General features: G+C 63.9%; 21 protein-coding genes and 1 tRNA gene. 10 read left to right on the top strand and 12 right to left on the bottom strand.

Going from position 1 to position 26,157, the window contains the following annotated elements; genetic code table 11:
- Window positions 1-88: 88 nt before the first annotated feature.
- Window positions 89-5,878, top strand: coding sequence for an Ig-like domain-containing protein (locus ACS5Q0_RS20000; RefSeq protein WP_473128403.1), 5,790 nt, complete (start codon window positions 89-91; stop codon window positions 5,876-5,878).
- A gap of 122 nt (window positions 5,879-6,000) precedes the next feature.
- Here the strand turns inward: ACS5Q0_RS20000 and ACS5Q0_RS19995 are convergent, their stop codons facing one another.
- From ACS5Q0_RS19995 to ACS5Q0_RS19980, 4 genes are all read right to left on the bottom strand, one after another.
- Window positions 6,001-6,300, bottom strand: a complete 300-nt coding sequence (locus tag ACS5Q0_RS19995; RefSeq protein ID WP_473128402.1) for a hypothetical protein — start codon at window positions 6,298-6,300, stop codon at window positions 6,001-6,003.
- A gap of 89 nt (window positions 6,301-6,389) precedes the next feature.
- Window positions 6,390-6,815, bottom strand: coding sequence for a hypothetical protein (locus ACS5Q0_RS19990; protein WP_473128401.1), 426 nt, complete (start codon window positions 6,813-6,815; stop codon window positions 6,390-6,392).
- Between the two features lie 179 nt (window positions 6,816-6,994).
- Window positions 6,995-7,534, bottom strand: coding sequence for a hypothetical protein (locus ACS5Q0_RS19985; protein WP_473128400.1), 540 nt, complete (start codon window positions 7,532-7,534; stop codon window positions 6,995-6,997).
- Window positions 7,535-7,593: 59 nt separating this feature from the next.
- Complete coding sequence (locus ACS5Q0_RS19980) at window positions 7,594-8,142, bottom strand: hypothetical protein (protein WP_473128399.1); 549 nt, start codon at window positions 8,140-8,142, stop codon at window positions 7,594-7,596.
- Window positions 8,143-8,380: 238 nt separating this feature from the next.
- On the opposite strand from ACS5Q0_RS19980, the gene xth reads away from it, so the two are divergent.
- Window positions 8,381-9,166: an exodeoxyribonuclease III gene (gene xth, locus ACS5Q0_RS19975; RefSeq protein ID WP_473128398.1), complete on the top strand. Its 786-nt coding sequence runs from the start codon at window positions 8,381-8,383 to the stop codon at window positions 9,164-9,166.
- Window positions 9,167-9,218: 52 nt separating this feature from the next.
- On the opposite strand, the gene ACS5Q0_RS19970 is transcribed toward xth, so the two are convergent.
- The 5 genes from ACS5Q0_RS19970 to lipB all read right to left on the bottom strand — a co-directional run bounded on the left by ACS5Q0_RS19970 (window position 9,219) and on the right by lipB (window position 14,249).
- Window positions 9,219-10,058, bottom strand: a complete 840-nt coding sequence (locus tag ACS5Q0_RS19970; protein ID WP_473128441.1) for a tetratricopeptide repeat protein — start codon at window positions 10,056-10,058, stop codon at window positions 9,219-9,221.
- Window positions 10,059-10,498: 440 nt separating this feature from the next.
- Window positions 10,499-11,329 carry a protein-L-isoaspartate O-methyltransferase family protein gene (locus ACS5Q0_RS19965; RefSeq protein ID WP_473128397.1) on the bottom strand — a complete coding sequence of 277 codons (831 nt, stop codon included), beginning with the start codon at window positions 11,327-11,329 and terminating at the stop codon, window positions 10,499-10,501.
- A gap of 57 nt (window positions 11,330-11,386) precedes the next feature.
- Window positions 11,387-12,994, bottom strand: a complete 1,608-nt coding sequence (locus ACS5Q0_RS19960) for a carboxyl transferase domain-containing protein (RefSeq protein ID WP_473128396.1) — start codon at window positions 12,992-12,994, stop codon at window positions 11,387-11,389.
- Window positions 12,995-13,099: 105 nt separating this feature from the next.
- On the bottom strand, window positions 13,100-13,426 hold the full coding sequence (locus tag ACS5Q0_RS19955) for a hypothetical protein (protein ID WP_473128395.1): 327 nt from the start codon (window positions 13,424-13,426) through the stop codon (window positions 13,100-13,102).
- An 88-nt stretch (window positions 13,427-13,514) separates the two neighbouring features.
- A complete protein-coding gene (gene lipB / locus ACS5Q0_RS19950; protein ID WP_473128394.1) occupies window positions 13,515-14,249 on the bottom strand; it encodes a lipoyl(octanoyl) transferase LipB in 735 nt (244 codons plus the stop codon).
- A 233-nt stretch (window positions 14,250-14,482) separates the two neighbouring features.
- Here lipB and ACS5Q0_RS19945 point away from each other — a divergent pair.
- From ACS5Q0_RS19945 to ACS5Q0_RS19920, 6 genes are all read left to right on the top strand, one after another.
- Window positions 14,483-14,567, top strand: a tRNA-Leu gene (locus tag ACS5Q0_RS19945).
- A 222-nt stretch (window positions 14,568-14,789) separates the two neighbouring features.
- Complete coding sequence (gene mgtE / locus ACS5Q0_RS19940; RefSeq protein WP_473128393.1) at window positions 14,790-16,214, top strand: magnesium transporter; 1,425 nt, start codon at window positions 14,790-14,792, stop codon at window positions 16,212-16,214.
- A gap of 94 nt (window positions 16,215-16,308) precedes the next feature.
- The gene (locus ACS5Q0_RS19935) at window positions 16,309-17,205 is read left to right on the top strand and encodes a glycoside hydrolase family 25 protein (protein WP_473128392.1); all 897 of its coding nucleotides are present in this window, start codon (window positions 16,309-16,311) and stop codon (window positions 17,203-17,205) included.
- Window positions 17,206-17,829: 624 nt separating this feature from the next.
- A complete protein-coding gene (locus ACS5Q0_RS19930; RefSeq protein ID WP_473128391.1) occupies window positions 17,830-18,051 on the top strand; it encodes a hypothetical protein in 222 nt (73 codons plus the stop codon).
- Complete coding sequence (locus tag ACS5Q0_RS19925; RefSeq protein WP_473128390.1) at window positions 18,035-20,584, top strand: calcium-binding protein; 2,550 nt, start codon at window positions 18,035-18,037, stop codon at window positions 20,582-20,584. Before ACS5Q0_RS19930 ends, ACS5Q0_RS19925 begins: the two co-directional genes overlap by 17 nt.
- Before the next feature lie 257 nt (window positions 20,585-20,841).
- The gene (locus tag ACS5Q0_RS19920; RefSeq protein WP_473128389.1) at window positions 20,842-22,011 is read left to right on the top strand and encodes an isovaleryl-CoA dehydrogenase; all 1,170 of its coding nucleotides are present in this window, start codon (window positions 20,842-20,844) and stop codon (window positions 22,009-22,011) included.
- 16 nt (window positions 22,012-22,027) lie between these two features.
- Here the strand turns inward: ACS5Q0_RS19920 and ACS5Q0_RS19915 are convergent, their stop codons facing one another.
- Window positions 22,028-23,608 carry a hypothetical protein gene (locus ACS5Q0_RS19915; protein ID WP_473128388.1) on the bottom strand — a complete coding sequence of 527 codons (1,581 nt, stop codon included), beginning with the start codon at window positions 23,606-23,608 and terminating at the stop codon, window positions 22,028-22,030.
- Between the two features lie 361 nt (window positions 23,609-23,969).
- On the opposite strand from ACS5Q0_RS19915, the gene ACS5Q0_RS19910 reads away from it, so the two are divergent.
- Window positions 23,970-24,671 carry a ribonuclease activity regulator RraA gene (locus ACS5Q0_RS19910; protein ID WP_473128387.1) on the top strand — a complete coding sequence of 234 codons (702 nt, stop codon included), beginning with the start codon at window positions 23,970-23,972 and terminating at the stop codon, window positions 24,669-24,671.
- A 24-nt stretch (window positions 24,672-24,695) separates the two neighbouring features.
- Window positions 24,696-25,526: a YdcF family protein gene (locus tag ACS5Q0_RS19905; protein WP_473128386.1), complete on the top strand. Its 831-nt coding sequence runs from the start codon at window positions 24,696-24,698 to the stop codon at window positions 25,524-25,526.
- Here ACS5Q0_RS19905 and ACS5Q0_RS19900 read toward each other — a convergent pair.
- Both ACS5Q0_RS19900 and ACS5Q0_RS19895 read right to left on the bottom strand, forming a co-directional pair.
- Window positions 25,487-25,768, bottom strand: a complete 282-nt coding sequence (locus ACS5Q0_RS19900) for a DUF3253 domain-containing protein (RefSeq protein WP_473128385.1) — start codon at window positions 25,766-25,768, stop codon at window positions 25,487-25,489. The genes ACS5Q0_RS19905 and ACS5Q0_RS19900 overlap by 40 nt on opposite strands.
- A complete protein-coding gene (locus ACS5Q0_RS19895) occupies window positions 25,761-26,033 on the bottom strand; it encodes a DUF599 family protein (protein WP_473128384.1) in 273 nt (90 codons plus the stop codon). Before ACS5Q0_RS19895 ends, ACS5Q0_RS19900 begins: the two co-directional genes overlap by 8 nt.
- Window positions 26,034-26,157: the final 124 nt, after the last annotated feature.

Raw genomic sequence — 26,157 nt, 5'->3', positions numbered from 1 at the left:
CACCAGCACGAATCAGAACAAGGGCCGTTCTCGACGGCCTGACGACATGGACAAGACTCGCCCAAAGGGCGAGCACTGGGGGTTTGAGATGGGTGAATTTATTACCCTGGATGTTATTGCATCCGACGATATCATCAATGCCAGCGAGGCCGGTCAATCGCTGACAATTACGGGAACGCTGCCTCAGGGCGCAGCTTTGGGCGATCACCTAACGCTCAACATTGGTGGTGTGGAATACCCAATCCCGCTTACCGAAGGTGCCACCACCTGGAGCTACACGCTGGACGCGGAGGTAGTCGGTGGCCTGCTAAGCGGTCCTGTAACAGTAAAGTTCTTTGACGGAAGCGACACAGAGCTCGACTCCGTGGAGCGTCCCCTGACGGTCGACACCGCTGCCCCGGCCGCCGGTACGCTCACCTTCTCGGGCCTCGACGACACCGGATCGAGCGCTTCGGATTTCATCACTCAAGACAAGAGCTTCGACCTCACCCTGAGCGGCAACGAGCCCGGCTCTACCGTCGCCTATGAGGTTTCCACGGATGGCGGCGCTAGCTGGACGACGACGATAGCCGCTCAGTCCGACTTGGCAGACGGCGCGTATCAGTTCCGCGCCGTGGTCACCGACGACGCAGGCAACGCATCCGTCTCGGATGTCATCTCCGTCACCATCGACAACCAGGCCCCGACAGCGCCCACGCCCGTCGTCTCGGGCAACAGCTTCTCGGTCGATGCGGGCACGGCCATTGCCGTGACCGTGGATAGCGCCCCGGTCACTGACCTGACGACCCTGTTCACCGTCACCCTGGAGAACGGCAAGGACGTTTACACCGCCAAGCCGGACGCATTCGACGGCTCAGAGTCCGTCGCCATCACCTCGACCGTGACCGACCTCGCCGGCAACGCGGGACACAAGACGCTGACGGGTCAGTCCTTCGACACCACCGCCCCGACCGTTCAGTCGGTGACGCTGAGCGACACCGCCCTGAAGGCTGGCGAAACGGCCACTGTGACGATCACCTTCTCTGAAGCGGTCGCCGGCTTCGACGTGTCCGACCTGACGGTCGGCAACGGCACGATCGGCGGGCTCGCCTCAGCCGATGGCGGAATCACCTGGACCGGGACCCTCACGCCCGACACCGACATCGAAGACGGTGACAACGTGGTGACCGTCGGCTCGGGCTTCACCGATGCCGCTGGCAACGCGGGCACGGGCCTCTCCAGCGACAGCTACGCCGTCGACACGAAAGCTCCGACTCTGACGATCACGTCGGACAAGCCCGCGCTGAAGATCGGCGAGACCGCCACGATCACCTTCACCTTCAGCGAGGATCCGGGCGCGAGCTTCGCCCTGGACGATATCGTCGTGGACGGCGGCACGCTCAGCGCCCTCTCCGGCACCGGGACGACCCGCACCGCGACCTTCACGCCGAATGACAAAACCAACGGCGGCTCGGCCAGCATCACGGTCGCGGCAGGCAAATACACCGATGCGGCTAACAACGAAGGCGGCGCAGCCGCTGCCCCGTCGCTGACCTTCGACACCTTGGCGCCAGCCGCTCCCTCGGCTCCGGTCCTGACGGCGGCAAGCGACACAGGCGCTTCCAGCAACGACGGCATCACCAGCGACACCACCCCGACCCTCACGGGCACGGCGGAAGCTGGCGCGACCGTCACCGTGTATGACGGCAACGGCGACGTGATCGGAAGCGCCACCGCTGACGCCGGTGGCAGCTGGTCGGTCACGACGAACGCCCTGACCTCCGGACAGCATTCGCTGACCGCCAAGGCAACCGATGCGGCTGGCAACGAATCTGTTGTTTCGGCTCCGCTCAACGTCACCATCGACACCACCGCTCCGGTCGCTCCGGCGGTGGCTCTGACGACCGACAGCGCTTCGGCAGGCGACAGCATCACCAACAGCGCCGCGCTGACCGTGAACGCCGAGGCAGGCGCAAAGGTCGAGTACAAGGTGAATGGCGGCGCCTGGACCGAAACCTACAATCCGAACGCTCTGGCGGACGGCGCCTACACGGTCGAGGTCCGTGCGACCGACACGGCCGGCAACGTGTCCCAGGTGAGCCAGGTGACCTTCACGCTCGACACCAAGGCTCCGGTGGATGCGGCAATTGCGGTCGCCGGTGAGGCCGATGGCCTCAACAAGGCCGAGGCCACCGATGCGGTTGCCGTGACGATCACGCCCGAAGTCGGTGCGACCATAGTGTCGGCCAAGATCGGCGGTACCGATCTCACGGTGACGGATGGGGTCTACTCCTTCGACGCAACCAAGCTGGCAGAGGGCAACCACACCATCACCGTGGTGACCAAGGATGCCGCCGGCAACGAGACCACCACCACCAAGGCGATCTCCATCGACACCAAGGCTCCGGCCGTTCCGACGGTGGCCCTGACGACCGACAGCGGTTTGGCAGATGACAGCATCACCAATAGCGGTGAGCTGACGATCGAGGGCGTGGAGAACGGCGCCACGGTCGAGTACTCGCTGGATGGAGGCACCACCTGGAGCACCACCTACGACCCGACCGGCCTCGCGAATGGTGAACACACGGTCCAGGTCCGCGCCAAGGATGACGCCGGAAATGCGTCAGCCTCGACGTCGGTCACCTTCACCCTCGACAAGACGCCTCCCGCTGAGGCCGTGATCGCCGTGGCCGGCGAGGAGAACAGCCTGAACGCATCCGAGCTCGCTGAGCCCGTGATCGTGTCCATCGATGTGGAACCTGGCATCCGGATCGTGTCGGCCACGATCGGCTCCAACGTTCATCTCACGGAGACGGATGGCGTCTACTCCTTCCACCTGCCCACGTTGAATAGCGGCAGCTACGCTATCGAAGTGGTCACGGAGGATGCCGCTGGAAACCAGACGACCACTACGAAGGTGATCACCGTCGACTCCACGCCCCCGGCGCATGCCGAGATCAACGTGGACGGTGAGACCGAGGGCCTCAACAAAGACGAGGCCACCGATGCGGTCGCCGTGACCATCGCCCCCGAAACCGGCGCGACCATCGTGTCCGCCAAGATCGGCGATACCGATCTCACGGTAACGGATGGGGTCTACTCCTTCGACGCAACCAAGCTGGCAGAGGGCAACCACACCATCACCGTGGTGACCAAGGATGCCGCCGGCAACGAGACCACCACCACGAAGGTGATCTCCATCGACACCACGGCTCCGGACGCTCCGGTGGTGGCGCTGACCCAGGACAGCGGCACGGACGGCGATCTTCTCACCAACAATGGTGCGCTGACGGTCGATGCCGAGGAAGGCGCCACGGTCGAGTACCAGGTGGATGGCGGCGATTGGATCGAGGACTACGACCCCAGCGCCCTGGATGACGGCGAGCATACGGTCGTCGTTCGCGTGACGGACAAGGCCGGCAACGTGTCGGACATCACGCCGATCACCTTCACCCTCGACAGGACCGCTCCGGCCAATGCCGCGATCACGGTCGCCGGCGAGACCGATGGCCTCAACAAGGACGAGGCTACCGACGCGGTTGCTGTGACGATCACCCCCGAAGACGGCGCGACCATCGTGTCCGCCAAGATCGGCGATACCGATCTCACGGTGACGGATGGGGTCTACTCCTTCGACGCCACTGAACTGGCAGAGGGCGATCACACCATCACGGTGGTGACCAGGGATGACGCTGGCAACGAGACCATCACCACGAAGGTGATCACCATCGACACCACGGCTCCGGTGGATGCCGCGATCACGGTCGACGGTGAGGCGAACGGCATCAGCAAGGCCGAGGCCACCGATGCGGTTGCCGTGGCGATCACGCCTGAAGCCGGCGCTGACATCGTGTCCGCCAAGATCGGCGATACCGATCTGACGGAAACGGAGGACGGCTACTCCTTCGACGCGACCGTGCTCGAAGATGGCGAACACACCATCACGGTGGTGACCAAGGATGCCGCTGGCAACCTCACCACCACCACGAAGGTGATCACCATCGACACCACGGCTCCGGATGCTCCGGAGGTGGCGCTGACCCAGGACAGCGGCACGGATGACGATCTTCTCACCAACAATGGTGCGCTGACGGTCACCGCCGAGGAAGGCGCCACGGTTTGGTATCAGGTGGATGACGGCGACTGGAGCGAGGACTACGATCCGAGCGCTCTGGCCGAGGGCGAGCATACGGTCGCAGTCCGCGTGACGGACAAGGCCGGCAACGTGTCGGACATCACGCCGATCACCTTCACCCTCGACACCGAAGCCCCGGATGCCGGCACGCTGGCCTTCGACAACCTGGACGACAATGACGGCAGCATCGACGGCATCACCCAGGACAAGACGTTCGATCTGACGCTGTCGAATATCGAGCCTGGCGCTACCGTACTCTATCAGGTGTCGAAGGATGACGGAGAGTGGGAAACCACGACCGCTGCCCAGAAGAACCTGGCCGATGGCGAGTACCGGTTCCGTGCCGTCGTCACGGATCTGGCTGGCAACAGCTCCACGACGGCCGCGATCGAGGTCACCATCGACGCCACGTCGGTGGCGCCCAAGATCACCGGCATCTCCGACGATACGGGCTCGAACGGCACGGACCGGATCACGAACGTCAACGTTCAGACGATCAGCGGCACGGCCGAAGTGGACAGCAAGGTCCTGGTGATCCTCTCCGGCGACAACGGTCAGGAATACCAGTTCTGGACGGTTGCGGACGCGGGCGGGAAGTGGGAGCTGCCTTCGACCGGCGATCTGCCCGACGGCACCTACACCGTCACGGCTGCATCGTTCGACAAGGCTGCGAACGGACGCGTCACCAACTCCACCTACCGCTTCACCGTCGACACTCAGGGCCCGACCGTCGAGTCGATCGCCATGAGCGACACGGTGCTGAGGACCGGCGAGACGGCTGGCGTGACCATCACGTTCTCGGAGAAGGTGAAGCTGAGTCTGGACGACCTCGAGGTGGAAAACGGAAAGTTGTCCAACCTTGCCTCCGCAGACGGCCTGACCTGGACGGCGACGTTCACGCCGACTGAAGGCTTCGAGGGCGTGGCGAACGTCATTACCGTGAAGGACGGCTTCGCGGACGTGGCGGGCAATGCGGGCACCGGGGAGATCAGTGGGAACTTCGTCATCGATACGAAGAACGACAAACCCACGGATATCGCCCTCTCCGGGGCGCTCGTTGCCGAGTTCGCAGCCAAGGGGACCGTCATCGGGACCCTCACGGCCGAGGATTCGGATCCTGAGGAAACCTTCACCTACAAGCTGCTCGACAGCGCAGGCGGGCGGTTCGCGATCAGCGGGAACAAGCTGGTGGTTGCGAACGGTGTCGCCCTCGACTTCGAGCAGGCGAAGAGCCACAAGGTGAAGGTGCAGGTGACGGACGCCAAGGGCGGGACCTACATCGAGTACCTCACCATCGGCGTCACCGACGTCGCGGTCGAGAAGGTCGTCGGCACCTCCGGAAACGACGTCATCGTCGGCGGAGCCAAGAACGACACTCTCTCCGGCGGCAGCGGCAACGACAAGCTGTATGGCGGCCTGGGCAACGATCTCCTGAACGGTAACGCAGGCAAGGATGTGTTCGTGTTCAACACGACGCTGAACGCCAAGTCGAACGTGGACACCATCACCGCCTTCAGCGTGACGGACGACACGATCCACCTGGAGAACGCCATCTTCAAGAAGCTCACCAAGACGGGCACGCTGAACAAGGACTTCTTCACCATCGGTCCGAAGGCGAAGGACGCGAACGACTACATCATCTACGACAACAAGACCGGCGCGCTCTCTTACGATGCCGACGGGTCTGGCAAGGGTGCTGCGGTCAAGTTCGCTCAGCTCGACAAGAACCTGAAGATGACCTACGCCGACTTCATCGTCATCTAAAGGCCAACCAAAAAATGAGCCTCCCCGGAGCGATCCGGGGAGGCTTTTTGTTTGGGGAGCACGGGAATTTTAAAGGGCGACCGGAACCGCTTCGCGGAAAAATGCTCTAGATCACTATGAAATCACTGTGCGTGATTGCAAGACCCGGCTTGAGCTTCTCGAACAGAATGGGACTGGAATGCCCCCGATCCATCCGGATCGTACGACAGGGTGCCCCTGTTCCCGCTGTAGATGATGTAATCGTTCTTATCGTGCGCCTTGCTGCCGACAACGAAGACGCTCGGGCTCAGCACGCCCGTTCTGGTCAGCTTCTTGAGAATGGCATTGTTCAGCCTGGTCGCACCGTCGGCGACATCGCAATCCGTGATCGTGGTGACATCAGGAACCCCGGCGACGCGATAGGCACGCCGTGCGAGGAACATGACGATATGTCCCTCGTTTAATGAACCTTGTACCAGGGCAAAATTCCTGGAAGATCAGCCTGCCCAATGCTGGAGAGCAGCATAAAAAATCAGGCCGCGGAACGAACCTCCGGCTCTTCGTCGGCAACCTCTGTCGAGCTGCGCTCGAGCTGAACCGCGTAAGCCGCCTCCAGGCCGCGGAAACGAAGGGCGTCGTCGGCGTCGTCCGACAGGCCGGAGACGACCGGCACTCTCTCGGCGAAGCGGGCAAGGGCGCTGCGCAGAATGCGCACGTTCCTGGACACGGGATGAACGCCGGCCACGGCATCCTTCACGGTCTCCCGGGCAGCGGCGTAGAGATCGTCTACGGCGGCTTCGACGCCCGGGTCGCGGCTCAGGAGGCTCATGGTGTTGATGAGCAGGACGCGCAAATCCCGCAGGTCGGTTTCGTTCCCCTGCCCCGCGATCGCCTCCGTCACCACCTCAACAGCCGCGATCCTCTCACGGATCGTGTCTGCGAAACTCTTTTCGGTCATGAGCGCTACCCCCGGTGAATCGCCTGGAACACTTCCATCGGCCGCGGGAAAAGAATGCGCGCGCATGGTTAACGAATGCTTACGGAGACGGCGAAAGCCATTGTTCTACCGGCCTTTCGAAACCGGATCATTCCGGCCGGAAAAGGGCGCATACGCGGATCGGCGGCAAGGACGGCGCCTCAACACCCCTGGCAGATGCCCTCCTTGGCCTTCTCCTCCAGTTCCCGGCCTTCCTCGAGGAGCTTTTGCTCTCTTGTAGAGGGCGGGACGGCCGAGGGCTGCCCCGGACGCTGGTTGTTGCCGGAGATGCCGCCCGTGGTCGTGGCGGCCGCATTGTTCTCCGCAGCGCCGCCCGTGCTGCCCTCGCTGCCCGGCGGAGGGGTCGGCGGAGTGTTCGCCCCATCCGGCGGCGGCGAAGTCCGGCGTGCATTGGTCGCGGGGCTGGCGGGGGTCTGCGCGCCCGGCATGGGACGCGAGAGCGTGGAGGTGCTGTCGGGCGTGGGAGCCGTGCCCGTCGACGGGGCTGTCGTCATGCCGCCGGACGATGATCCTGTGCTGCCGGTGGAGGACCCTGTGCCGCCGGAGGTTCCTGTGCTGCCGGAAGAGGATCCCGTGCCACCCCCACCGGAGCCCGAGCCTCCGGATGACGAGCCCTGGGCCCAGGCAGTGCCGGCCGCGAGGCCGGCGACGATCCGAACGGCTGGAATCGTGAAGCGCATGTGCTTCTCCCGACAAGGGTTCCGCACATCAACTCTGCGCAGGCTCGGGAAGTTTCAGATCAGCGACGCCATACCACAAGGCTGACGGGGCCCGCCGGATCAATCACCTGCCGATTGCCGGGCCTGAGGCCCGCCCCGGCGAGGATCGCCTCGGCTCTCGTTCCGCCCTCGCATCCCGAGAAAAGCGGGACGCCATCGGGGACGACGGTTCCCTCGGCCCGCGTGAGATGGAAGGCGTCGTAACCGATCTGAAGGAAGAGATCGAAAACCCGCCGCCCTCCCGGCACCGCGACTCGGCCGCCATAGGGCAGAACCATGCGAACGGCCTCCTCCCACGACAGAGCCTGCGGGTTCCACCACCAGCCGTCCGCGCGCCTCTCGATTCCCCGCGACGAGGAGGACAGGATCATGCGGGTCCGGTTTCGGGGATTCGGGTTCGCCTCGTGCCCCAGACGCCCCAGGACCGTCAGGTCGGACCGGTTGAGCTCCGCCTGGAAATAGGCCCAATCCGCATCGTTGCGCAGCACGTCCGGCGTCCGGCCCGTCGCATCGGCAATGCAATCGTTGTCCGAGACGATGGCATAGCCATGGATTTCAATGCGGGACATCGGTCACCTTTCCTCGGGAGCGCGGACGAGCGCTGCCAGCGTCAGACCCATGGCACTGGCGCGTTCAAGACACGCCAAAGCGCAGGCGCGCCGAGTGGTAGCGCAAAGCATGTCGCGCTGTCGATGGCATGGAACCGGGACGGTTTTATGGGATGCCATGGGGATGGCGTCCGGTTCCCCTTGCAAGCTCTCCGTGAAAATCCGAAGAAAGCTGTCAGAGAAAGACGAGACGGACACGATGCGCATAGCCACCTGGAACGTGAACTCGATCAAGCAGCGACTGGATCATCTCGCCACCTTCGTGAAGAGCGCCGATCCCGACGTGCTTTGCCTCCAGGAGCTGAAATGCATGGACGAGGCGTTTCCCAGGGCCGAGGTCGAGGCGCTCGGCTACAACGTCGTCACCCACGGCCAGAAGACCTATAACGGCGTCGCGATCCTCTCCAAGCGCCCGCTCGAGGATGTGCGGCGAGGGCTGCCGGGGGACGAAGGCGACGAGCAGGCCCGCTACCTCGAGGGCATCGTCCCCACGTCGGAAGGCGTCGTGCGGGTCGCCTCCATCTATCTGCCCAACGGCAACCCCATCGGCACGCCCAAATTCGACTACAAGCTCGCCTGGATGGACCGGCTGAACACCCATGCGCGCCGCCTTCTCGCGCTGGAGGAGCCCCTCGTGCTCAGCGGCGACTACAACGTGATTCCGGACCCCAAGGACGCGGCCAATCCTGAGGCATGGGCGAACGATGCCCTCTTCCAGCCGGAAAGCCGCAGAAAATTCCGGGAACTGCTGAACCTGGGTTTCTCGGATGCCCTGCGCGCCTGCAGCGACCAGGCGGGGCTCTACTCGTTCTGGGATTATCAGGCGGGAGCCTTCCAGCGGAACAACGGCATCCGCATCGACCATCTCCTCCTGTCTCCGCAGGCGCAGGACAGGCTCACAAGCGCGTCGATCCGCAAGGAAGTGCGCGGCTGGGACAAGCCCTCCGACCACGTGCCCGTGATGGTGGATCTGGAGATCGCCTAATCGCCGTCAGCGCGACGACAGGTCCGCATCGAACGCCGCGCGATCCGATGCTCTAGTGGCGCGACTGGATGTATTGCTCGAGAAGAGCGAGGGCGAGCTTGCGGTCGCTCTCGTCGGCGGACGAGAAGGCTTCCTGATACAGGCTCTCGATCCATTGGTCCTTGCCGGAAGCCGCCGCGGATTCGCGGGCGAGCGTCAGCCACATGAGCCCCTTGGCCCGCTGGCGCGGCACGCCCTGGCCATTGATCAGCATATGTCCGAGGAGCGCCTGGGACGGGGAATGCCCCTTCTCGGCCGCTAGGTTGAACCAGCGCGCGGCCTGCCGCACATCCTGGGAAACGCCCGTTCCTTCCATGTAGAGGCGGGCGAGATTGTACTGGGCGTTGGAATCACTGAAATAGGACGCGGCGTAGTTGAACATCTCCACGGCCCGGCCCGGATTGGCCGTCACGTAGGTGCCCTTGATCCCGTCGAGAAAATAGGAGCCGAGCGCCACGAAGGCGCTTGAGACGACCATCGCGTTCGGAGAATCCGGGCTCTCGTCCGCATGCTGGTCCGCGAGCCTGGAAAAATATTCGAATGCCCTCAGGTCGTCGTGCTCGACGCCGTCGCCATCCGCATACATCCGCCCCAGCTTCCAGAGCGCCAGGGTGTGCCCCTGTCCCGCCGCGTATTCGAGCGCTGCAGCGGCGCCGAGCTTGTCGCCCGCGTTGTAATCGCGCATCCCTGTGCGCAGGGCCTCGCGGACCGAGCCGTATTTCACGGTCGGAACTAGGCCGGGCGCGAGCGCCGGCGTGAGAGGCTGAGGACGCGGCGCGGCGTCGAGAGCAAAGGCAGAAGACGAGCCGAGCAAGACCAACGCGCAGACGGCTACCGTCATGTGACGGTTCATCAACTTCGATATGTCGATCAGGCGCGCGTGCATGGATTTTTATCTCTTTTCCATCCGGTTCTCACGAGAGCCCCCACCAGGATGGAACTTTCGTGATCTGCCATGTGCTGCGCCACCGATGCAATGATCCTCGCAACAGGCCGTCCGACAGAGTTAATCGGCAATACCCCTGGAGCGCTTCGTCATAAAGCGTTGGTTTAGAAGCACTTTAGCTGGCTTTTACAGGTGATCGCCCTTTATGGCGGGATCGCGGCGACGCTCGGGCCAAGAACGGCAGGATGAGGAAGGTTTCTGGGTGTTGCTTGGAGGCAACAAATTCAACCACCTGTCGGATACTCTATAACAGACCTTCCGGCCCGGCATTCACCACTTCCCTATACGGAAAGTCTAACCGATGATTCCGCTAGGTAAGGTGCGGGCGCGCACAAAGCCCGCGTATCCTAAGCTTCGACTTCAGCCGACGAGAACCAGACCTGCTCGTAGACGGCCAGTGCGGTTCGGTCGGGAAGGCGGTCGCTGACGAGCCAGACCGAGCGTACGGCGCCAAGGTCGGCCTCGGCAGGCTTGCCGGCAGACTTGGAACGCTCCGTCGTCCCGCTGCACGAAATGAAGCCCACGGTCATGAGCGGCCTCGCGCTGAAGCCCCTTGTCCTGCGACGGACCAGAATGGCAGGCCCCCAGCCCTTATGGGGCTGCCATGGAAAGATGAGCCGCCCGCCCGGCTTGAGGGCCTTCAGCCATTCGGCATCCGGCGCCACGACGCCGGCATTGACGTAGATCACGTCCGCCTCGGGCAACGGCCGCCCGAAAGCCGATCCGGCATGGACGGTCACAGGGGTGTACCCCGCCAGGTTGCGCGCCGCCTGCGCGGCGAGGTCAGCCTCGTACTCGAAGGCGTCCACATGGCCGCCAGGCTCCACGAGATGCGCCAGGATCGCCGTGTAGTATCCTGTCCCTGCACCCACATGGACCACCGTTTCACCCGGCTGGGGGCTCACCGCGTCGAGCCAGGCGGCATGAAGCGCGGGTTCGCCGTTGTTGATGCCGCGCTCGGGATCGATGGCGATCAGGACGTTGTCGTAGATGGCGGCGATGTCCGACGTCGGGACAGCCACTCCCGCGCTGATGGTGGTCCATGGGGGCGGAGGCACAAATGCCTCGCGGGGAACCGTGGCGAACGCCCTCTCGATGCGCCTGTCACGAAGATCGGTCAGGCGCGCGATCTGCTCGGCGTAGTCGGAGCGGTATGTCTCAAGCGCGCTCGTAGGCATGCCGTGAAAATCCCGACGAACCCCGGCCGGTTCCGAAAGCGAGCCCCATTCTGCACCTTACATCCTGAACACGCCGAATTTCGTTTCCGGAACGGGGGCGTTCAAGGCGGCGGAGAAGGCCAGCGCCAGCACCCGGCGGGTCTCGGAGGGCAGGATGATGCCGTCGTCCCAAAGCCGGGCCGTTGCATGATAAGGAGAGCCCTCCTCCTCGTACTTGCTGCGGATGGGAGCCTTGAACGCCTCTTCCTCTTCCGCGCTCCAGCTCTTGCCTTCGGCTTCGAGGTTGTCGCGCCGCACGGTGGCGAGGACGCTCGCCGCCTGCTCGCCGCCCATCACCGAGATGCGCGAATTCGGCCAGGTGAACAGGAAGCGCGGAGAATAGGCGCGGCCACACATGCCGTAATTGCCCGCGCCGAACGAGCCGCCGACGAGCAGCGTGATCTTCGGCACCTGGGCGCAGGCCACGGCCGTGACGAGCTTCGCGCCATCCTTGGCGATGCCGCCCGCTTCGTACTGACGGCCGACCATGAATCCGGAGATGTTCTGGAGGAAGAGCAGCGGGATGCGCCGCTGGCAGCACAGCTCGATGAAATGCGCGCCCTTCTGCGCACTTTCCGAAAACAGGATGCCGTTGTTGGCGACGATGCCAACCGGCATGCCCCAGATCCGGGCGAAGCCCGTCACGAGCGTGGTGCCATAGAGCCGCTTGAATTCGTCGAACTCCGAACCATCGACGAGGCGCGCGATGACCTCGCGGATGTCGTATTGCTTCTTGAGATCGGTGGGCACGATCGCATCGAGATCGTCGATCGCGTATTTCGGCTCCACCGGCTCGGCGAGATCGATGTCGATCCGCTTGCGCGTGTTGAGCGTGCCGACGATGCGGCGCACGATGGCCAGCGCATGCACGTCGTCGGTGGCGTAATGATCCGCGACGCCCGACTGGCGGGCATGGACGTCCGCGCCGCCGAGATCCTCCGCCGAGACCACCTCGCCCGTCGCCGCCTTGACCAGGGGTGGGCCGCCCAGGAAAATCGTGCCCTGGCGGCGCACGATGACGGTCTCGTCCGACATGGCGGGCACATAGGCGCCGCCTGCTGTGCAAGAACCCATGACGCAGGCGATCTGCGGGATTCCCATCGAGGACAGGGTCGCCTGGTTGTAGAAGATGCGGCCGAAATGGTCGCGATCCGGAAAGACCTCCGTCTGGTGCGGCAGGTTCGCGCCGCCGGAATCGACCAGATAGATGCAGGGCAGACGGTTCTCGCGGGCGATCTCCTGCGCGCGGAGATGCTTCTTCACGGTCATCGGATAATAGGTGCCGCCCTTGATGGTCGAATCGTTGCAGACGATCATGACCTCGCGGCCTTCGACCCGCCCGATGCCGGTGATGATCCCGGCCCCGTGAATGGCGTCCTCGTACATGCCGTAGGCCGCGAGAGAGCCGATCTCCAGGAAGGGAGCGCCCGGATCGATGAGGCGCATCACCCGCTCGCGCGGTAGCAGCTTGCCGCGTGCGAGATGGCGCTCCCGGGCCTTCGCAGGCCCGCCCTCGGCGGCGGCCTGCCGCTTGGCCTGGAGATCGTGGGCGAGGTCCGCCCAGGCGGCGCGGTTCGCCCGCGCATTGTCCGACGTGAGGTCGGCGGAAGTGGCTATGACGGGCACGGCGTCAGGCTCCCTGTTGTGGTGGCTCCTTCACGGCTGAACCGGAGGGCTCTCCGTCAGTCGCCGGGACGAGGGAGCCCTCACAGCGCCGTCGTGAAGCTGTCGTCAGCCCTTGGCCCGGATGACGGTCTCTCTCTGGATGACCTTGGAGCCGCAGCGATAGGCGATGCCGCGCACGAGGGACCAGTCCTGAGAGGTCTGCTGCAGATAAAGATGCGTGCCGCCCAGGGCGACCACCGCCTCCTTCATGCCGTCGAACGCAGAGCCGAAGCCGGGGGTGGTCGGAACCACGGGGCTCACCTCTCCGAGGCGCTGGCATACCCGCACGTCGGCAGGAGAATCGACGACCTTCACCAGATCCGTCGGATCGGGATGATAACTGCAGGCCGAGACGCCGAGGAGAAGAAGGGAAGCAAGGAGGGTGCGCTGCATGAAATATCCGCCAATGATCATCCGTTTGCTCTAGCTTAGAGCACGAAGCGGCCAGGAGGAGAAGCCTGACCATGGCGGATGTGAAAAACTACCCCTCGTGGCCAGGAAGCAACGGTGCCTCCACTCTTTCGGTCGGGCCGAAGATGTCCTCGAAGGCTTTGCGCATGACCGCGTCGACCTCCGGCATGGTCACGGGAATCCCAAGATCCACCAGACTCGTCACCCCATGTTGGGTCACGCCGCAGGGAACGATGCCGCTGAAATGGGAGAGGTCCGGCTCCACGTTGAGGCTGATCCCGTGAAAGGTCGCCCAGCGCCGGACCCGGATGCCGATGGCCGCGATCTTGTCCTCGGTCGTCTCGCCCTTGTCGGGACGGCGCACCCACACGCCGACCCTGTCCTCCCGGCGCTCGCCCCGGACGTTGAATTCCGCGAGCGTCCCGATCAGCCAGGCTTCGAGGGCCGCCACATAGCGCCGCAGATCGGGCTGCCGGCGTTTCAGGTCGAGCATCACATAGGCCACGCGCTGGCCGGGGCCGTGATAGGTGTATTGCCCTCCCCGCCCAGTCTGATGAACCGGAAACCGGTTCGGATCCACCAGATCCGCGGGCTGCGCCGAGGTTCCGGCCGTATAGAGCGGAGGATGCTCCACGAGCCAGACGAGTTCGCGCGCCTCGCCGTCGGCGATGGCCTGGACCCGCGCCTCCATGAAGGCGACCGCCGCCTCATAGGGCGTCAGCCCCTCGGAGATCGCCCATTCCACGGAATCGGATCCGCTCTCGCTCAAAAACCGATCGGCCAAGCTGTCCCGCAGGTTCGACACCTTCTCACCTTCTGCTCAATGTCGCGATGTTGTGGGCCCGGAAAACCACGACGGTCAACACGCGATTCCCCCCGAACCCGCCCTTCATATGGGGATTGATGGTCTCGCGATGCACATCTTCCCATAGGAAATGTCGAGTTTCGCGACAGAGTGAAAAGATGGGCTTGCGGCGCCCGGATCGATCTGTTAGAGCCACCACCACTTCGGGAGCGACACTCCTGAAGACGAGTTCCGCGGCCATGGCGGAATTGGTAGACGCGCTAGCTTGAGGTGCTAGTGGGGAGACCCGTGGAGGTTCGAGTCCTCTTGGCCGCACCAACTCATCGGATGCCTTCGGGCATGACAAGAAGGCCCCCTTCCGGGGCCTTTTTTGTTGCGCATTCCCCATAACGCACTAGGTTCCCGAAGCTCACTCTCGTGAACCTGAATCAATCTTGCAGGAACGGCGACTAACCAATCCCCTGAACGAGACTTTCAGGCGCGTTGCACCCATGCCCTCACGCCCCTAAAAGGCCCGCTCACTATTCCGAGGACAGGCTCATGCTGGAAGTCGACAACAACCCGACTCTTCCACCGCCCAACGGGCCGGTTCCTCAGCCTCTGACCTTCCGGGACGAGGAAGGCGAACTCAATCCGGAATTCCTCGCCGCCGCCTCCGACGCCATCGACGCGTCCGATTCCGAGCGCCTGCAGCAACTGGTGGAGGACTTCCACGAATCCGAACTCGGCGACCTCCTCGAAGCGCTGGCGCCGGAACAGCGCCCGCGCCTGATCGAGCTGCTCGGATCGGCCTTCGACTTCACCGCGCTCACCGAGGTGGACGAAGCCGTCCGCGAGGAGATTCTCGAAGAGCTCGAAACCTCGACCGTCGCGGAAGGCGTGCGCGACCTCGATTCCGACGACGCCGTCACGATTCTCGAAAGCCTGCCGGAAGAGGAAAAGGCCGAGGTTCTCGATCAGCTTCCGGCCATGGAGCGCGTCGCCCTCCAGCGCTCCCTCGACTACCCGGAAGACAGCGCCGGCCGGCGCATGCAGACCGAGTTCATCGCCGTGCCGCCCTTCTGGACGGTGGGCCAGACCATCGACTTCATGCGCGAGACGGCGGACCTGCCCGATACGTTCTACGAGATCTTCGTCATCGATCCGGCGGGGCATCTTCTCGGCGCGGTCGCCCTCGACCGGCTGCTGCGCTCGAAGCGTCCCATCACGATCCAGGAGATCATGGACGACGAGCCGGACCGGGTGGAGGCCACAGACCACCAGGAGGACGTCGCCCGCCTCTTCGAACGGTTCAACCTCGTCTCCGCCGCCGTGGTGGATGCCGAGAACCGCCTCGTCGGCGTGATCCTGGTCGACGACATCGTCGACGTGCTGGAAGAGGAGGCCGATGCCGACATCAAGCAGCTCGGCGGCGTGAAGCCGGAAGAGGAACTGTCGGACACCGTCTTCTACATTCAGCGCAGCCGCTTCCCCTGGCTCTTCGCCAACATGTGCACCGCCTTTCTGTCAGCGGGCGTCATCCGCATGTTCGAGCATTCGCTGCAGCACATGGTGGCGCTCGCCATCCTCATGCCCATCGTCGCCTCCATGGGCGGCAATGCGGGAACGCAGACCATGACGGTGGCTGTCCGGGCGCTGGCCACCCGCGATCTCGGACGCTCCAACGCCTGGCGCATCATCTCGCGCGAGGCGGCGGTCGGCCTTCTCAACGGCATCGTCTTCGCCGTCATCATGGGCGGCCTGGCGGCTTTGTGGTTCCAGACACCCGAGATCGGCCTCGTGATCGGGCTCGCCCTCATCACCGTCCTGATCTTCGCGGCGCTCGGCGGCATCTTCGTGCCCCTGGGGCTCAACCGCCTCGGCGTGGACCCCGCCGTCTCCTCCGGCCCCTTCGTCACCACCATCACCGATATCGTCGGCTTCTTCTCCTTCCTGGGTATAGCCACGCTGTGGTTTAATCTGTAATAGGATTTCAAGAGCTTGGTCGTAAGGAGGATGTTAACCCGTTTGGGGGCATCCCTGGTGCGATCAAGTTCTGCGTTCCTGACAGATAAGCCCGATGACGACACGCCGCCGTTCCTCCCGCCGCTCCAGAAGCTCCGGTCTGACGACGATCTTTCGGGCTGCCCGCCTCGGCACCCTGACTGCCATCGCATTCGGACTGGCCTCCTGCGCGATCTCCCCCACGAGCCGCTACCCGGCCAAGGGCGACGCGCGCCCGCACCAGGGCGTTGCGACCGCCCACAGGCTCCCGATCCACGGGGTGGACATCTCCAAGTGGCAGGGACCGGTGGATTGGGCGTCGCTGCGTCAGGCGGGGACGAAATTCGCCTTCATCAAGGCCACCGAAGGCGGGGACCACATCGACAGCCGCTTCATGGAAAACTGGCACGGCGCGAAGAAGGCCGGCGTTCCGCGCGGGGCCTATCACTTCGTGTTCTGGTGCCGTCCGGCCCACGAGCAGGCGGCTTGGTTCAAGAGGAACGTGCCGGCCGACCCGGAGGCCCTCCCCCCGGTCCTCGACGTGGAATGGAACGGCCAGTCCGTAAACTGCCCGAAGAAGGTTCCGCGCGAGCAGGCCCTCGCCATGATCGGCGTGATGCTGCGCGAGATGGAAGCGCACACTGGCAAGCGCCCGATCATCTACACAGACATCACCTTCCATAAGGAAATCTTGGAAGGCGAGTTCACCGATTATCCCTTCTGGATCCGCAGCACCGCCGCAGAGCCGCACGAGCGCTACGCCGACCGCCGCTGGACCTTCTGGCAATTCACCACCACCGGCCGCGTGCCGGGCATCGACGGCGACGTGGACCGCAATACGTTCTACGGCACCGAGAACCAGTGGCGCATGTTCGTCCAGAGCGCCTGCGACCCGCGCGACTACCGCAGGCTCGCCTCTGCCGGAAAGTGCCAGGGTCTCGATCCGGTCCAGACGGCGAGCATCGACGACTAGGCTCGACAGAACCTCGACATACGCGCTTTCCTCTCCCAACCCTCGCGGGCATGTCCGCGAGTGGGCTTACCTGCACCATAAGTTGTACCGCCCCCTCGCCTGCATAGGGAGGGATTGAGGATAGAGGGCGGAAAGTCAGAGCGATGCGCATGCTCAAGAATGCACAACCGTCGCGACCGCGCGCTCCCTCTCCCTGAGGGAGAGGGTTGGGGTGAGGGGTGACAGGTCTTTCCGGAGAGCGCGCAACCCTCACCCGACGCTCCGACGCGCGTCGACCTCTCTCGCACGGGAGAGGTTGGGTCTGCGTCTTGCTGGATGTAGGCTCATCTAGCCGCTCCCTCGCCCCAAGGGGAGGAAAAGGGCGGTGGGCTGCGAGACATTCTCAAATGTCGGACGTGACAGCACCCCGTCCGCGGCTTTCCCCTTCTGAATTTCGAGCATTGTTCGACGCAAAAACGGTGCCCTTGGGACCCGATGCTCGATCAGAAGGCGGAACAACGTTCACGCCCACCGATTTCGCCGGATCGAGCGCATCTTCTGATTGAACCTCCCCGTTCGGAGAGTTCCCAGAAGGAGGAAAAGTTTCATAGATGCTCCGGTGGCTTGGCCACTTGGAGGGGCATTATGAGTACAACCGACGATTCTCCATCCATCGTGGGGACGGATTACGACGATTTCATCAGAGCGCCTGCGGAGGGTACCTCCATCGCGGGGCTCGGCGGGAACGATTGGCTCGACGGAGGCGATGGGGACGACACCCTCGACGGCGGCGCCGGCAACGACGTGCTGAATGGGGGATGGGGCAACGACACCTACATCTGGCAGCCCTATGGCGGGCACACATGACGTCATCTTCGATGGCATGGGTGACGACACGATCCGGATCGATGCGACGTCGGCCCAACTGACCTTCACGCAGGATCCGAACACGACCACGCTGCGGATCACCTCCGGCGAGGCGGTCCTCGAAGTCCAGGGCTATTTCAACCCCACGCTCCACATCGAGAAGATCGTCTTCTCGGATGGAACCGTCTGGCATCTCGATGAGGTGCTGGCGGCCGTGTCCGGTGAGGCCCCGCCTCCTCCGCCGGAAGAGCCCCCACCGCCGCCCGAGGAGCCGCCTCACTGGCCGGGGGAAATCCACGGCACTTCCGGTGACGATGCGCTTGTCGGCTCCGACGAGGACGACCACATCTTCGGATACGAGGGCAACGACACCCTTGTCGGGGGCAACGGCCACGACGTCCTTTTCGGCGGTGACGGCAACGACGTTTACGTTTGGGACGGCGGCAGCGACGACGTCATCGTCGACAACAGCGGCGACGACACTGTGCGCATCGACTTCGACGGCTCCATCACCTGGTCCTATGCGATCGGGGACGACGATCTGCTCCTCGCCACGTCCAATGGCGTGCTCACCGTCATGGACTTCTACAGCGAAGCGAGCAGCATTCAGCGCTTTGTCTTTTCGAACGGCGACGTTCTGACCCGCGCGGATGTTCTGGAGCGCCTGCCCTATCCGCCTCCTGGCGATCCCTCTCCGCCGGAAAACCCGCCCGGAATGATCGAAGGTACCAACGGCAACGACGTGCTCGTGGGCGGCGATGAGGACAACATCATCCTCGGTCATGACGGCGATGACACCCTCATCGGCGGCAACGGCAACGATGTCCTTCAGGGAGAAGCCGGCAACGATGTCCTGCAAGGCGGGCACGGCGACGATGTCTACGCCTGGGGCCCCGGCGCATCCGGCAACGATGAGATCATCGACGACGGCGGCACCGACACGCTCGTGCTGGATTTCTCGCACAGCGAAGTCACTTTGGCCCGCGGGGCGAACGATGCGGATCTGATCATCCTGCGCAATGGCGAGAGCGTCACGATCAGGAACTACTTCCTGGCCGGAGAAGACGGCGGCTATGTGGAGAACCTGATCTTCGGGCCCGATCACGTCGTGTGGCATCTGGAGGATGTGGTCCGAATTCTCGACGGGCATCCGCCGGAAGAGCCCCCGCCGCCGCCCGAGGAGCCGCCTCATTGGCCACGGGAAATCCACGGCACCTCCGGAAACGATGTGCTTGTCGGCGGAGACGACGACAATCTCATCTACGGATACGACGGAAACGACACTCTCGACGGCGGCGCCGGCCGGGATCTGCTCGAAGGCGCTGAGGGCGACGACACCTATATCTGGGGCCCGGGCAAGGGCAGCGATGTGGTGCGCGATTACGGCGGAGACGACAGGGTCGTCATCGATGCTACGCCGGATCAGCTGAAGTTCTATACGCACCTGGGCGAGCCGGGCTATCCGCTCATCATCCAGTTCGGCGACGACATCGAGGCGCGCCTCTACATCGAAGGATACTTCAGCGACGAGCCCTTCAAGAACGGTCAGATCGAGAAGCTCGTCTTCGCAAATGGTGTCGAGTGGAGCCTGAACGACGTTCTTGCCGTGCTCCAGGAGGCGCCCGGCCCCTGGCCAAGCCCGTTCCCTGACCCGGACCCATCGCCCAATCCGGAACCCATCCCGGATCCCGAAGACCCACCTCCTCCGCCGCACGAGGATCCGGCTCCGAATCCGAAGCCCGATCCGGATCCCGAAGACCCGCCTCTGCCTCCTCAGGAGGGCGATCAGCTCATTCTCGGCACGACCGGCAATGACATCCTCCAGGGCGGCCTGGGCAACGATACGCTCGACGGCGGCGCCGGAGACGACATGCTCATGGGCGGGGCCGGCAACGACACCTATCGCTGGGCCTTCGGCGGCGGCAACGACACCATCGCGGATTCCAATGGCGTCGATACCTTGAGCATCCTCGCCGCGTCCAGGGAGGTCTCCGTCTCCAGGACAGGCGACGACCAGGCCGATCTGGCGATCTTCCTGCATGGCCAGAGGCTCGTCATCGACGACTACTTCGTCGTGACCCCCAATGGCGGTTACCTCGAGAACATCGCGTTCTCGGACGGCGCGGTCTGGGAGATCGACGACGTGTGGCAGGCCCTCAAGAATGGCAGCCGCGGCGACGATTTCATCAAGGCCGGACAAGGCAAGGACGTTCTCACCGGCAAGTCCGGCAAGGATATCTTCGCCTTCGGCAGCGCCGCGGATGCGGGCAAGGGTAAGGGGCGTGCGCTCATCACCGACTTCACGCACGGCCAGGACCGCATCGATCTGAGCAAGATCGACGCCAACGTCACCAAGAAAGGCAACAACGCCTTCACGAAGCTCCTGTTCGGCAACAAGAAGTTCACGGCGGCCGGCCAGTTGCTCTACAAGGACGGCATCATCTACGGCAACACGGACAAGGATGCCGCCGCGGAGTTCGAGATCAAGATCGGCAACAAGGCCCATCTCAAGATCGGAGACTTCATCCTGTGAGGATCTGAGAAAAACCGACCGGCTTTTCTCCTTTCCGGAGCGAGAAGAGAAGGTGGTCCTCGAGCTCCCCCGTCCAACGACGGGGGAGTTTTATTTTGCCGAGGCCGTCTCCCATCGCCGTGCTTTCGGCCTTGCTCTATTTTCCAATTGGCGTCAGCTTGAAAAGGGCAGCAACGCTGACCAAAATAGCGGGGACAAAATCAATGCCCGTCGCGGGTCCGGCCATCCCGGATCGCGGAATGGAGCCGGAGGGAAGAATGCTACGCAACGCCCAAGCCTTCAATTTCGACCTCGGCGAGACCGCCGATGCGATCCGCGAGACCGTGCGCGACTTCGCGCAGGAGAAGATCGCGCCCCGCGCCGAGGAGATCGACCGCACGAACCAGTTCCCACGCGATCTCTGGCCTCAGATGGGCGAGCTCGGCCTCCATGGCATCACGGTCGAGGAGGAATACGGCGGCACCGGCCTCGGCTATCTCGAGCACGTGATCGCGATGGAGGAGATCTCCCGCGCCTCCGCTTCCGTCGGCCTCTCCTACGGCGCACATTCCAATCTCTGCGTCAACCAGATCCGCCGCAACGGCACGGACGATCAGAAGCGCCGCTATCTGCCGAAGCTGATTTCCGGCGAGCATGTGGGCGCGTTGGCGATGTCGGAGCCCGGCTCCGGATCAGATGTGGTCTCCATGCGCACCCGCGCGAACAAGCGCGGGGACCGTTACGTTCTCAACGGCAACAAGATGTGGATCACCAACGGGCCCATTGCCGAGACTCTCGTGGTCTACGCCAAGACTGATCCGGAGGCCGGCCCGCGCGGCATCACGGCCTTTCTCATCGAGAAAAGTTTCAAGGGCTTTTCCACGCACCAGAAGCTCGACAAGCTCGGCATGCGCGGCTCCGATACCTGCGAACTGGTGTTCGAGGATTGCGAGGTGCCGGAGGAGAACGTGCTGGGTCAGGTCGGCAAGGGCGTGAACGTGCTCATGTCGGGCCTCGACTACGAGCGCGCCGTGCTCGCCGCGGGGCCTTTAGGCATCATGCAGGCCTGCATGGACGTGGTGCTTCCCTACATTCACGAGCGCAGGCAGTTCGGCCAGCCCATCGGGGAATTCCAGCTCGTCCAGGGCAAGGTCGCCGACATGTACGTGACCATGAACGCCGCCAAGGCCTATGTCTATGCGGTGGCGAGAGCCTGCGACCGGAGTGAGACCACCCGCGAGGATGCCGCCGGCGCTATCCTCTATGCGGCGGAGAAAGCCACGCAATGCGCTCTCGACGCCATCCAGCTTCTCGGCGGCAACGGCTACATCAACGACTACCCGACAGGCCGCCTGTTGCGCGATGCGAAGCTCTACGAGATCGGCGCGGGCACCAGCGAGATCCGACGCATGCTGATCGGCCGCGAGCTGTTCGCGAAGACGGCATAGGTCACGCCAGCCGGAATTAGGACGACCTGCGGACCTTGTAGAGCTGGAACCCTCGCCCGTTGTGCATGATCTGCAGGAGATCCGGCGCCGGATTGGCCGTCTCGTCGGGGTCGGTGCCGAGCACGATCAGATAATCGTAAAAGTTCGGCCAGCGGTCCCAATAATGCGGCCCGTCGGCCGAAGCTCCGTGCGTGTCGGCATCGACGATCACGCGGCTGATGGTCGGCGTGTCGCCGTCTTCCGTATCCACATGCGCGGCATGATCCGCGCGGGCGTGCAGGATCTGCTTGCCCGGCACGATGAACAGCCGCGACACCAGAGCCGACCTCTCGATCAGGGCCAGATTGGGCGCATGCGCCAGGGCCACGTCGATGGCACCCTCGGCGGGATCGTCCGCCTGAGTGACGAGGAGCCGCGACCCGGGCTGCATCATGCGCAGCGAGGATTTGAGTTCCAGAAGGGGCTGGGAAATGGCGACCCAATGCGCGGAGACGTCGACGATGCGAAACGCGATGGCGACAAGGCAGATCGCGAAGAACGCGTTGTGGTTTTCGAGTTTCTTCAGATCGACCGAGATGAAGCCGAGAGTCATGAAGAAGATGCCGACGACCAGCCGCTGATCCGCCATCCACGAGCCGAACGCCATCCGGGGCATTGCCAGGAAAGCGATCGTCAGAATGCCCGCCACGATCACACCCGCCGGGTGGAAGCGGACCAGTCCGCGCCGGATGGCGATCCCGATCGCCGCGGCAATGAGGATCAGGAACGGAATGTCGGTAAAGTCCGAGTAGACGGAGAAGAACAGCGTGATCGCCTCGAACTTCCCTTGCGATTCCCAGACGACATCGTTCGAGAGTCCCCATGTGGGGCTCGTGACGAGAAGATAGAGGAACGGCAGGAACGGCACGCCGAGGGCCAAGGCGCTCCTCACGAGCGGCATCGGCCGCCACGCCTTTTGCGTCCACAGGCGCCAGAATTCGAAGCTGGCGATGCCGAGGCCATAGAGGCCCAGCGCCGAAAGGTGGCAGACATAGAGCACGGCGCAGAACGCGACGCTGGCTATGGCCCGGACGACGACAGGCCTGTCGCAAAGGGCCATCCAGACGGCGAGGCCGAAGACAGCGACGCCGACCCCAAACAGGTAGTTCATCAAGCCGGTGAAGAGAAAGCCGTTATAGACGAACAGGCCGCCGACGAGAGGCCAGGCGGACCAGCGGCCGTTGAGAACCCTCTGCAGCACGACGGGACCCAGCAGCATGAGGAGGAGCGTGAGCCCGACGAAGACCCGCCCCGCGGCATAGACGCCGAGAAGTGGCGTCAGCGGTGGAACGATCAGGTCCATGATGAGGTTCGGGACCGGCGCCCAGGCCACCTCATAGAAGCGGGACAAGGCCTCGTTCCCGGGAATGGTCGCAAGAGCGTACATCCGCGCCAGATGGTTCGGGTAATCCTCCAGCGGCGGGACGAGAGCGTAGAAGAGCGGCAGGAGGATCAGCGCCGCCACCAGCCCGATCTGTTTGAACACGACCCAAGGACGCTCGGCACTCATATCGGCACCTGCGGCAACCGCACTTCCGCCCCGCTGGAATTTCGACATGTTCTGCCCCTCAACAGCCGCTGTGTCAGAACGCGCGACTCGGCTCCCGGCCATCGCCATAAGAACCCGCCACCCATCCAGGTCAACTCGCCATTCAGAGTGGCTTCGGACGGACATCGGGAAAAAGATGCGGCATTTTGCTCAGATCGTCCACACGTTCCCGTGACAGCGTTGAAAGACAAGCTCCTGCGAACGGCAGGGACAGCGGGGACGACGCGCATCGCTGGGCGCCCATCAACGAGACGTGATTCCTGGCCCCTTGCAACCACGAAATAATAGTGCATAGGAATGGCAGGTCTTGCGGTGGCGTTCCGCGCGCTCGCCCGCTATGAGTAACCTATCCTAACGTCAGGAAACTCTCATGACCCTCGACAAGACGATCGCCGACGCCCTGCGCGCTGCCTCCACCGCCACCATCACCACGGTTCTGCTGAAAAAAGGCATTCGCCGCTGCTGGATGAAGGGGCCCATGCCCGCCTTCAACGCGACGGAGAAGATGGTGGGCCGCGCCTTCACGCTGCGCTTCGTTCCCGCCCGCGAAGATCTGGCGACGCCGGAATCCTGGGCTTCCCCGATCTCCACGCGCGCGGCCATCGAAGCCATGCCGGAGGGTTGCATCGCGGTCGTCGATTCCATGGGCGTGACCGATGCCGGGATCTTCGGCGACATTCTCACGGCCCGCATGCAGAAGCGCGGCGTCGCGGCGCTCATCACGGACGGCGTCGTGCGCGATGCCGTGGGCGTGGAAGGCACGAACCTTCCGGTCTGGTGCGCGGGCGTGGCTGCGCCGCCCTCCGTAGCGGGCCTTACCTTCGTCGGCTGGCAGGAGCCCATCGGGTGCGGCGGCGTCGCCATCTTCCCCGATGACGTGATCGTTGCCGACCGCGACGGCGTGGTCGTCATTCCCGCCGCCATCGTCGCAGACGTGGCGAAAGCGGCCGTCGAGCAGGAGCGCTACGAGCTGTGGGTGATGCGCGAAGTGGAGAAGGGCGTTCCCCTCCCCGGCCTCTATCCGCCGAACGCGGAAACGAAGGCCCGCTACGAAGCCGAGTCGAAGGCTTAAACCTCAAACGCAGAAGGATGGCTGGTGTTTTACTACGTCTCTAAGATCGCCTGGTTCTTCGCCACGCCATCCAACCTGCTTCTCAGCCTGATCGTGCTGAGCCTCCTCGTCGCCCTGTTCCGCCGCCTGCGGACCTTCGGATTGGGCCTTGCGCTCATTACGACCGTGACGACGATCGCCCTCGGCCTTCTGCCCATCGCCACCTTTCTCATGGTGCCTCTGGAAGAACGCTTTCCCCAGTTCAAGGACGACGGAAAGCCCGTGGACGGCATTGTCCTTCTCGGCGGCGCCATCGACGCGTCGGACTCCGTTGCGCGGGGCAGCATCGCCGCCAACGAGGCGGCGGAGCGCATCCTCGGCACGATCGAGTTGGCCCATCGCTATCCGCAGGCGCGCATCCTGATCTCCGGTGGCGGCGGCACGGTCTTCGGCAACGGCGTCGACGAGGCGCCCGTCGTCGCGGATTACTTCAAGAGCATCGGCATCGATCCTGCTCGCATGATCATCGAGGATCGCTCGCGTACGACGTCCGAGAACGCGATCTATTCGCGCGCGCTGGTGCAGCCCCAGGAAGGCGAGCGCTGGCTGCTCGTGACCTCGGCGTGGCACATGCCCCGTGCCGTCGGCGTCTTCGACAAGGTCGGCTTTCCCGTCACGCCCTATCCGGTGGATTTCCGCACCAGCGGCGCGAGCAATCTCTACATCTTCGCGTCCATTTCCGACGGGTTGCGGCGGCTCGACGTCGCCACGAAGGAATGGGCCGGGCTCGTTGGCTATTACCTGACAGGCCGCATGAACGTGCTGTTCCCCGCCCCTCACGCCTCACCGGCGGCGGCGGGAAGCGCGAGCCTGTAGGTGCCGCGAAAATCGTCGGGGTCGACCGGACGTCCCTTTCGCAGGATCACGATCCGCCCTTCCTTCATCAGGCGCACGGCCACCTTCCGCACCGGCTGCATGAGAGGCCCCCAGCCTTCCGGCTGATTCCCGCCGACGGCCTGGGCCACATCGACCGGACCGATGGTCTTGCCGGGCCCGCGCTCGTCGAGAAGCGAGAGCAGGACGGCTTCGAGTTCTTCCAAATTCACGTTTCTAACCATTCTCACGCCCCAGGGCCGCGTCATGCGCATCGGAAATGAACTGGCGGCGCCACATGACGAACAGAACGGCCGCCGTCGCCCCAATAAACAGATAAGCGCTGACGAACCAGCCGAGATAGGCGAGCGAGAAGAAGAAAGCCCGCTGCCCTCGATTGAAATGCTTGCCGGCGACCACGTTCATGGCGGCGGCCTGACGCGCGACGGCAAGGGCCTCCTCGCGGTTCCCGTCCTTCAGGATGGGAACGGACCCTACGATGATCGCCATGTAGTCCTTTGCCACAGGGATCATGCAGGATAGAGCCGCCGTAGTTTGGAGCGAGCCTGCGTGGTGGTGAAATGCCAATGCGCCTTGGCTCTGTTGCGATTGCGCTCGGCTTCCCAGGCGGCGG

It is taken from the genome of Microvirga sp. HS2 (assembly GCF_055792805.1).
The sequence above is the reverse complement of the archived record's forward strand: the minus strand, read 5'-3'. Positions and strand labels throughout refer to the sequence as shown.

Bases quoted from the DNA above. Each gene is read 5' to 3' on its own strand.
- ACS5Q0_RS19955 (WP_473128395.1), bottom strand. From the start codon at position 13,426: ATGCAGCGCACCCTCCTTGCTTCCCTTCTTCTCCTCGGCGTCTCGGCC.
- ACS5Q0_RS19920 (WP_473128389.1), top strand. From the start codon at position 20,842: ATGCTACGCAACGCCCAAGCCTTCAATTTCGACCTCGGCGAGACCGCC.
- ACS5Q0_RS19990 (WP_473128401.1), bottom strand. From the start codon at position 6,815: ATGACCGAAAAGAGTTTCGCAGACACGATCCGTGAGAGGATCGCGGCT.
- ACS5Q0_RS19900 (WP_473128385.1), bottom strand. From the start codon at position 25,768: ATGGTTAGAAACGTGAATTTGGAAGAACTCGAAGCCGTCCTGCTCTCG.
- ACS5Q0_RS19930 (WP_473128391.1), top strand. From the start codon at position 17,830: ATGAGTACAACCGACGATTCTCCATCCATCGTGGGGACGGATTACGAC.
- ACS5Q0_RS19995 (WP_473128402.1), bottom strand. From the start codon at position 6,300: ATGTTCCTCGCACGGCGTGCCTATCGCGTCGCCGGGGTTCCTGATGTC.
- xth (WP_473128398.1), top strand. From the start codon at position 8,381: ATGCGCATAGCCACCTGGAACGTGAACTCGATCAAGCAGCGACTGGAT.
- ACS5Q0_RS20000 (WP_473128403.1), top strand. From the start codon at position 89: ATGGGTGAATTTATTACCCTGGATGTTATTGCATCCGACGATATCATC.
- ACS5Q0_RS19895 (WP_473128384.1), bottom strand. From the start codon at position 26,033: ATGGCGATCATCGTAGGGTCCGTTCCCATCCTGAAGGACGGGAACCGC.
- mgtE (WP_473128393.1), top strand. From the start codon at position 14,790: ATGCTGGAAGTCGACAACAACCCGACTCTTCCACCGCCCAACGGGCCG.
- ACS5Q0_RS19925 (WP_473128390.1), top strand. From the start codon at position 18,035: ATGGCGGGCACACATGACGTCATCTTCGATGGCATGGGTGACGACACG.
- ACS5Q0_RS19985 (WP_473128400.1), bottom strand. From the start codon at position 7,534: ATGCGCTTCACGATTCCAGCCGTTCGGATCGTCGCCGGCCTCGCGGCC.
- ACS5Q0_RS19970 (WP_473128441.1), bottom strand. From the start codon at position 10,058: ATGAACCGTCACATGACGGTAGCCGTCTGCGCGTTGGTCTTGCTCGGC.
- ACS5Q0_RS19910 (WP_473128387.1), top strand. From the start codon at position 23,970: ATGACCCTCGACAAGACGATCGCCGACGCCCTGCGCGCTGCCTCCACC.
- ACS5Q0_RS19965 (WP_473128397.1), bottom strand. From the start codon at position 11,329: ATGCCTACGAGCGCGCTTGAGACATACCGCTCCGACTACGCCGAGCAG.
- ACS5Q0_RS19980 (WP_473128399.1), bottom strand. From the start codon at position 8,142: ATGTCCCGCATTGAAATCCATGGCTATGCCATCGTCTCGGACAACGAT.
- ACS5Q0_RS19915 (WP_473128388.1), bottom strand. From the start codon at position 23,608: ATGTCGAAATTCCAGCGGGGCGGAAGTGCGGTTGCCGCAGGTGCCGAT.
- ACS5Q0_RS19935 (WP_473128392.1), top strand. From the start codon at position 16,309: ATGACGACACGCCGCCGTTCCTCCCGCCGCTCCAGAAGCTCCGGTCTG.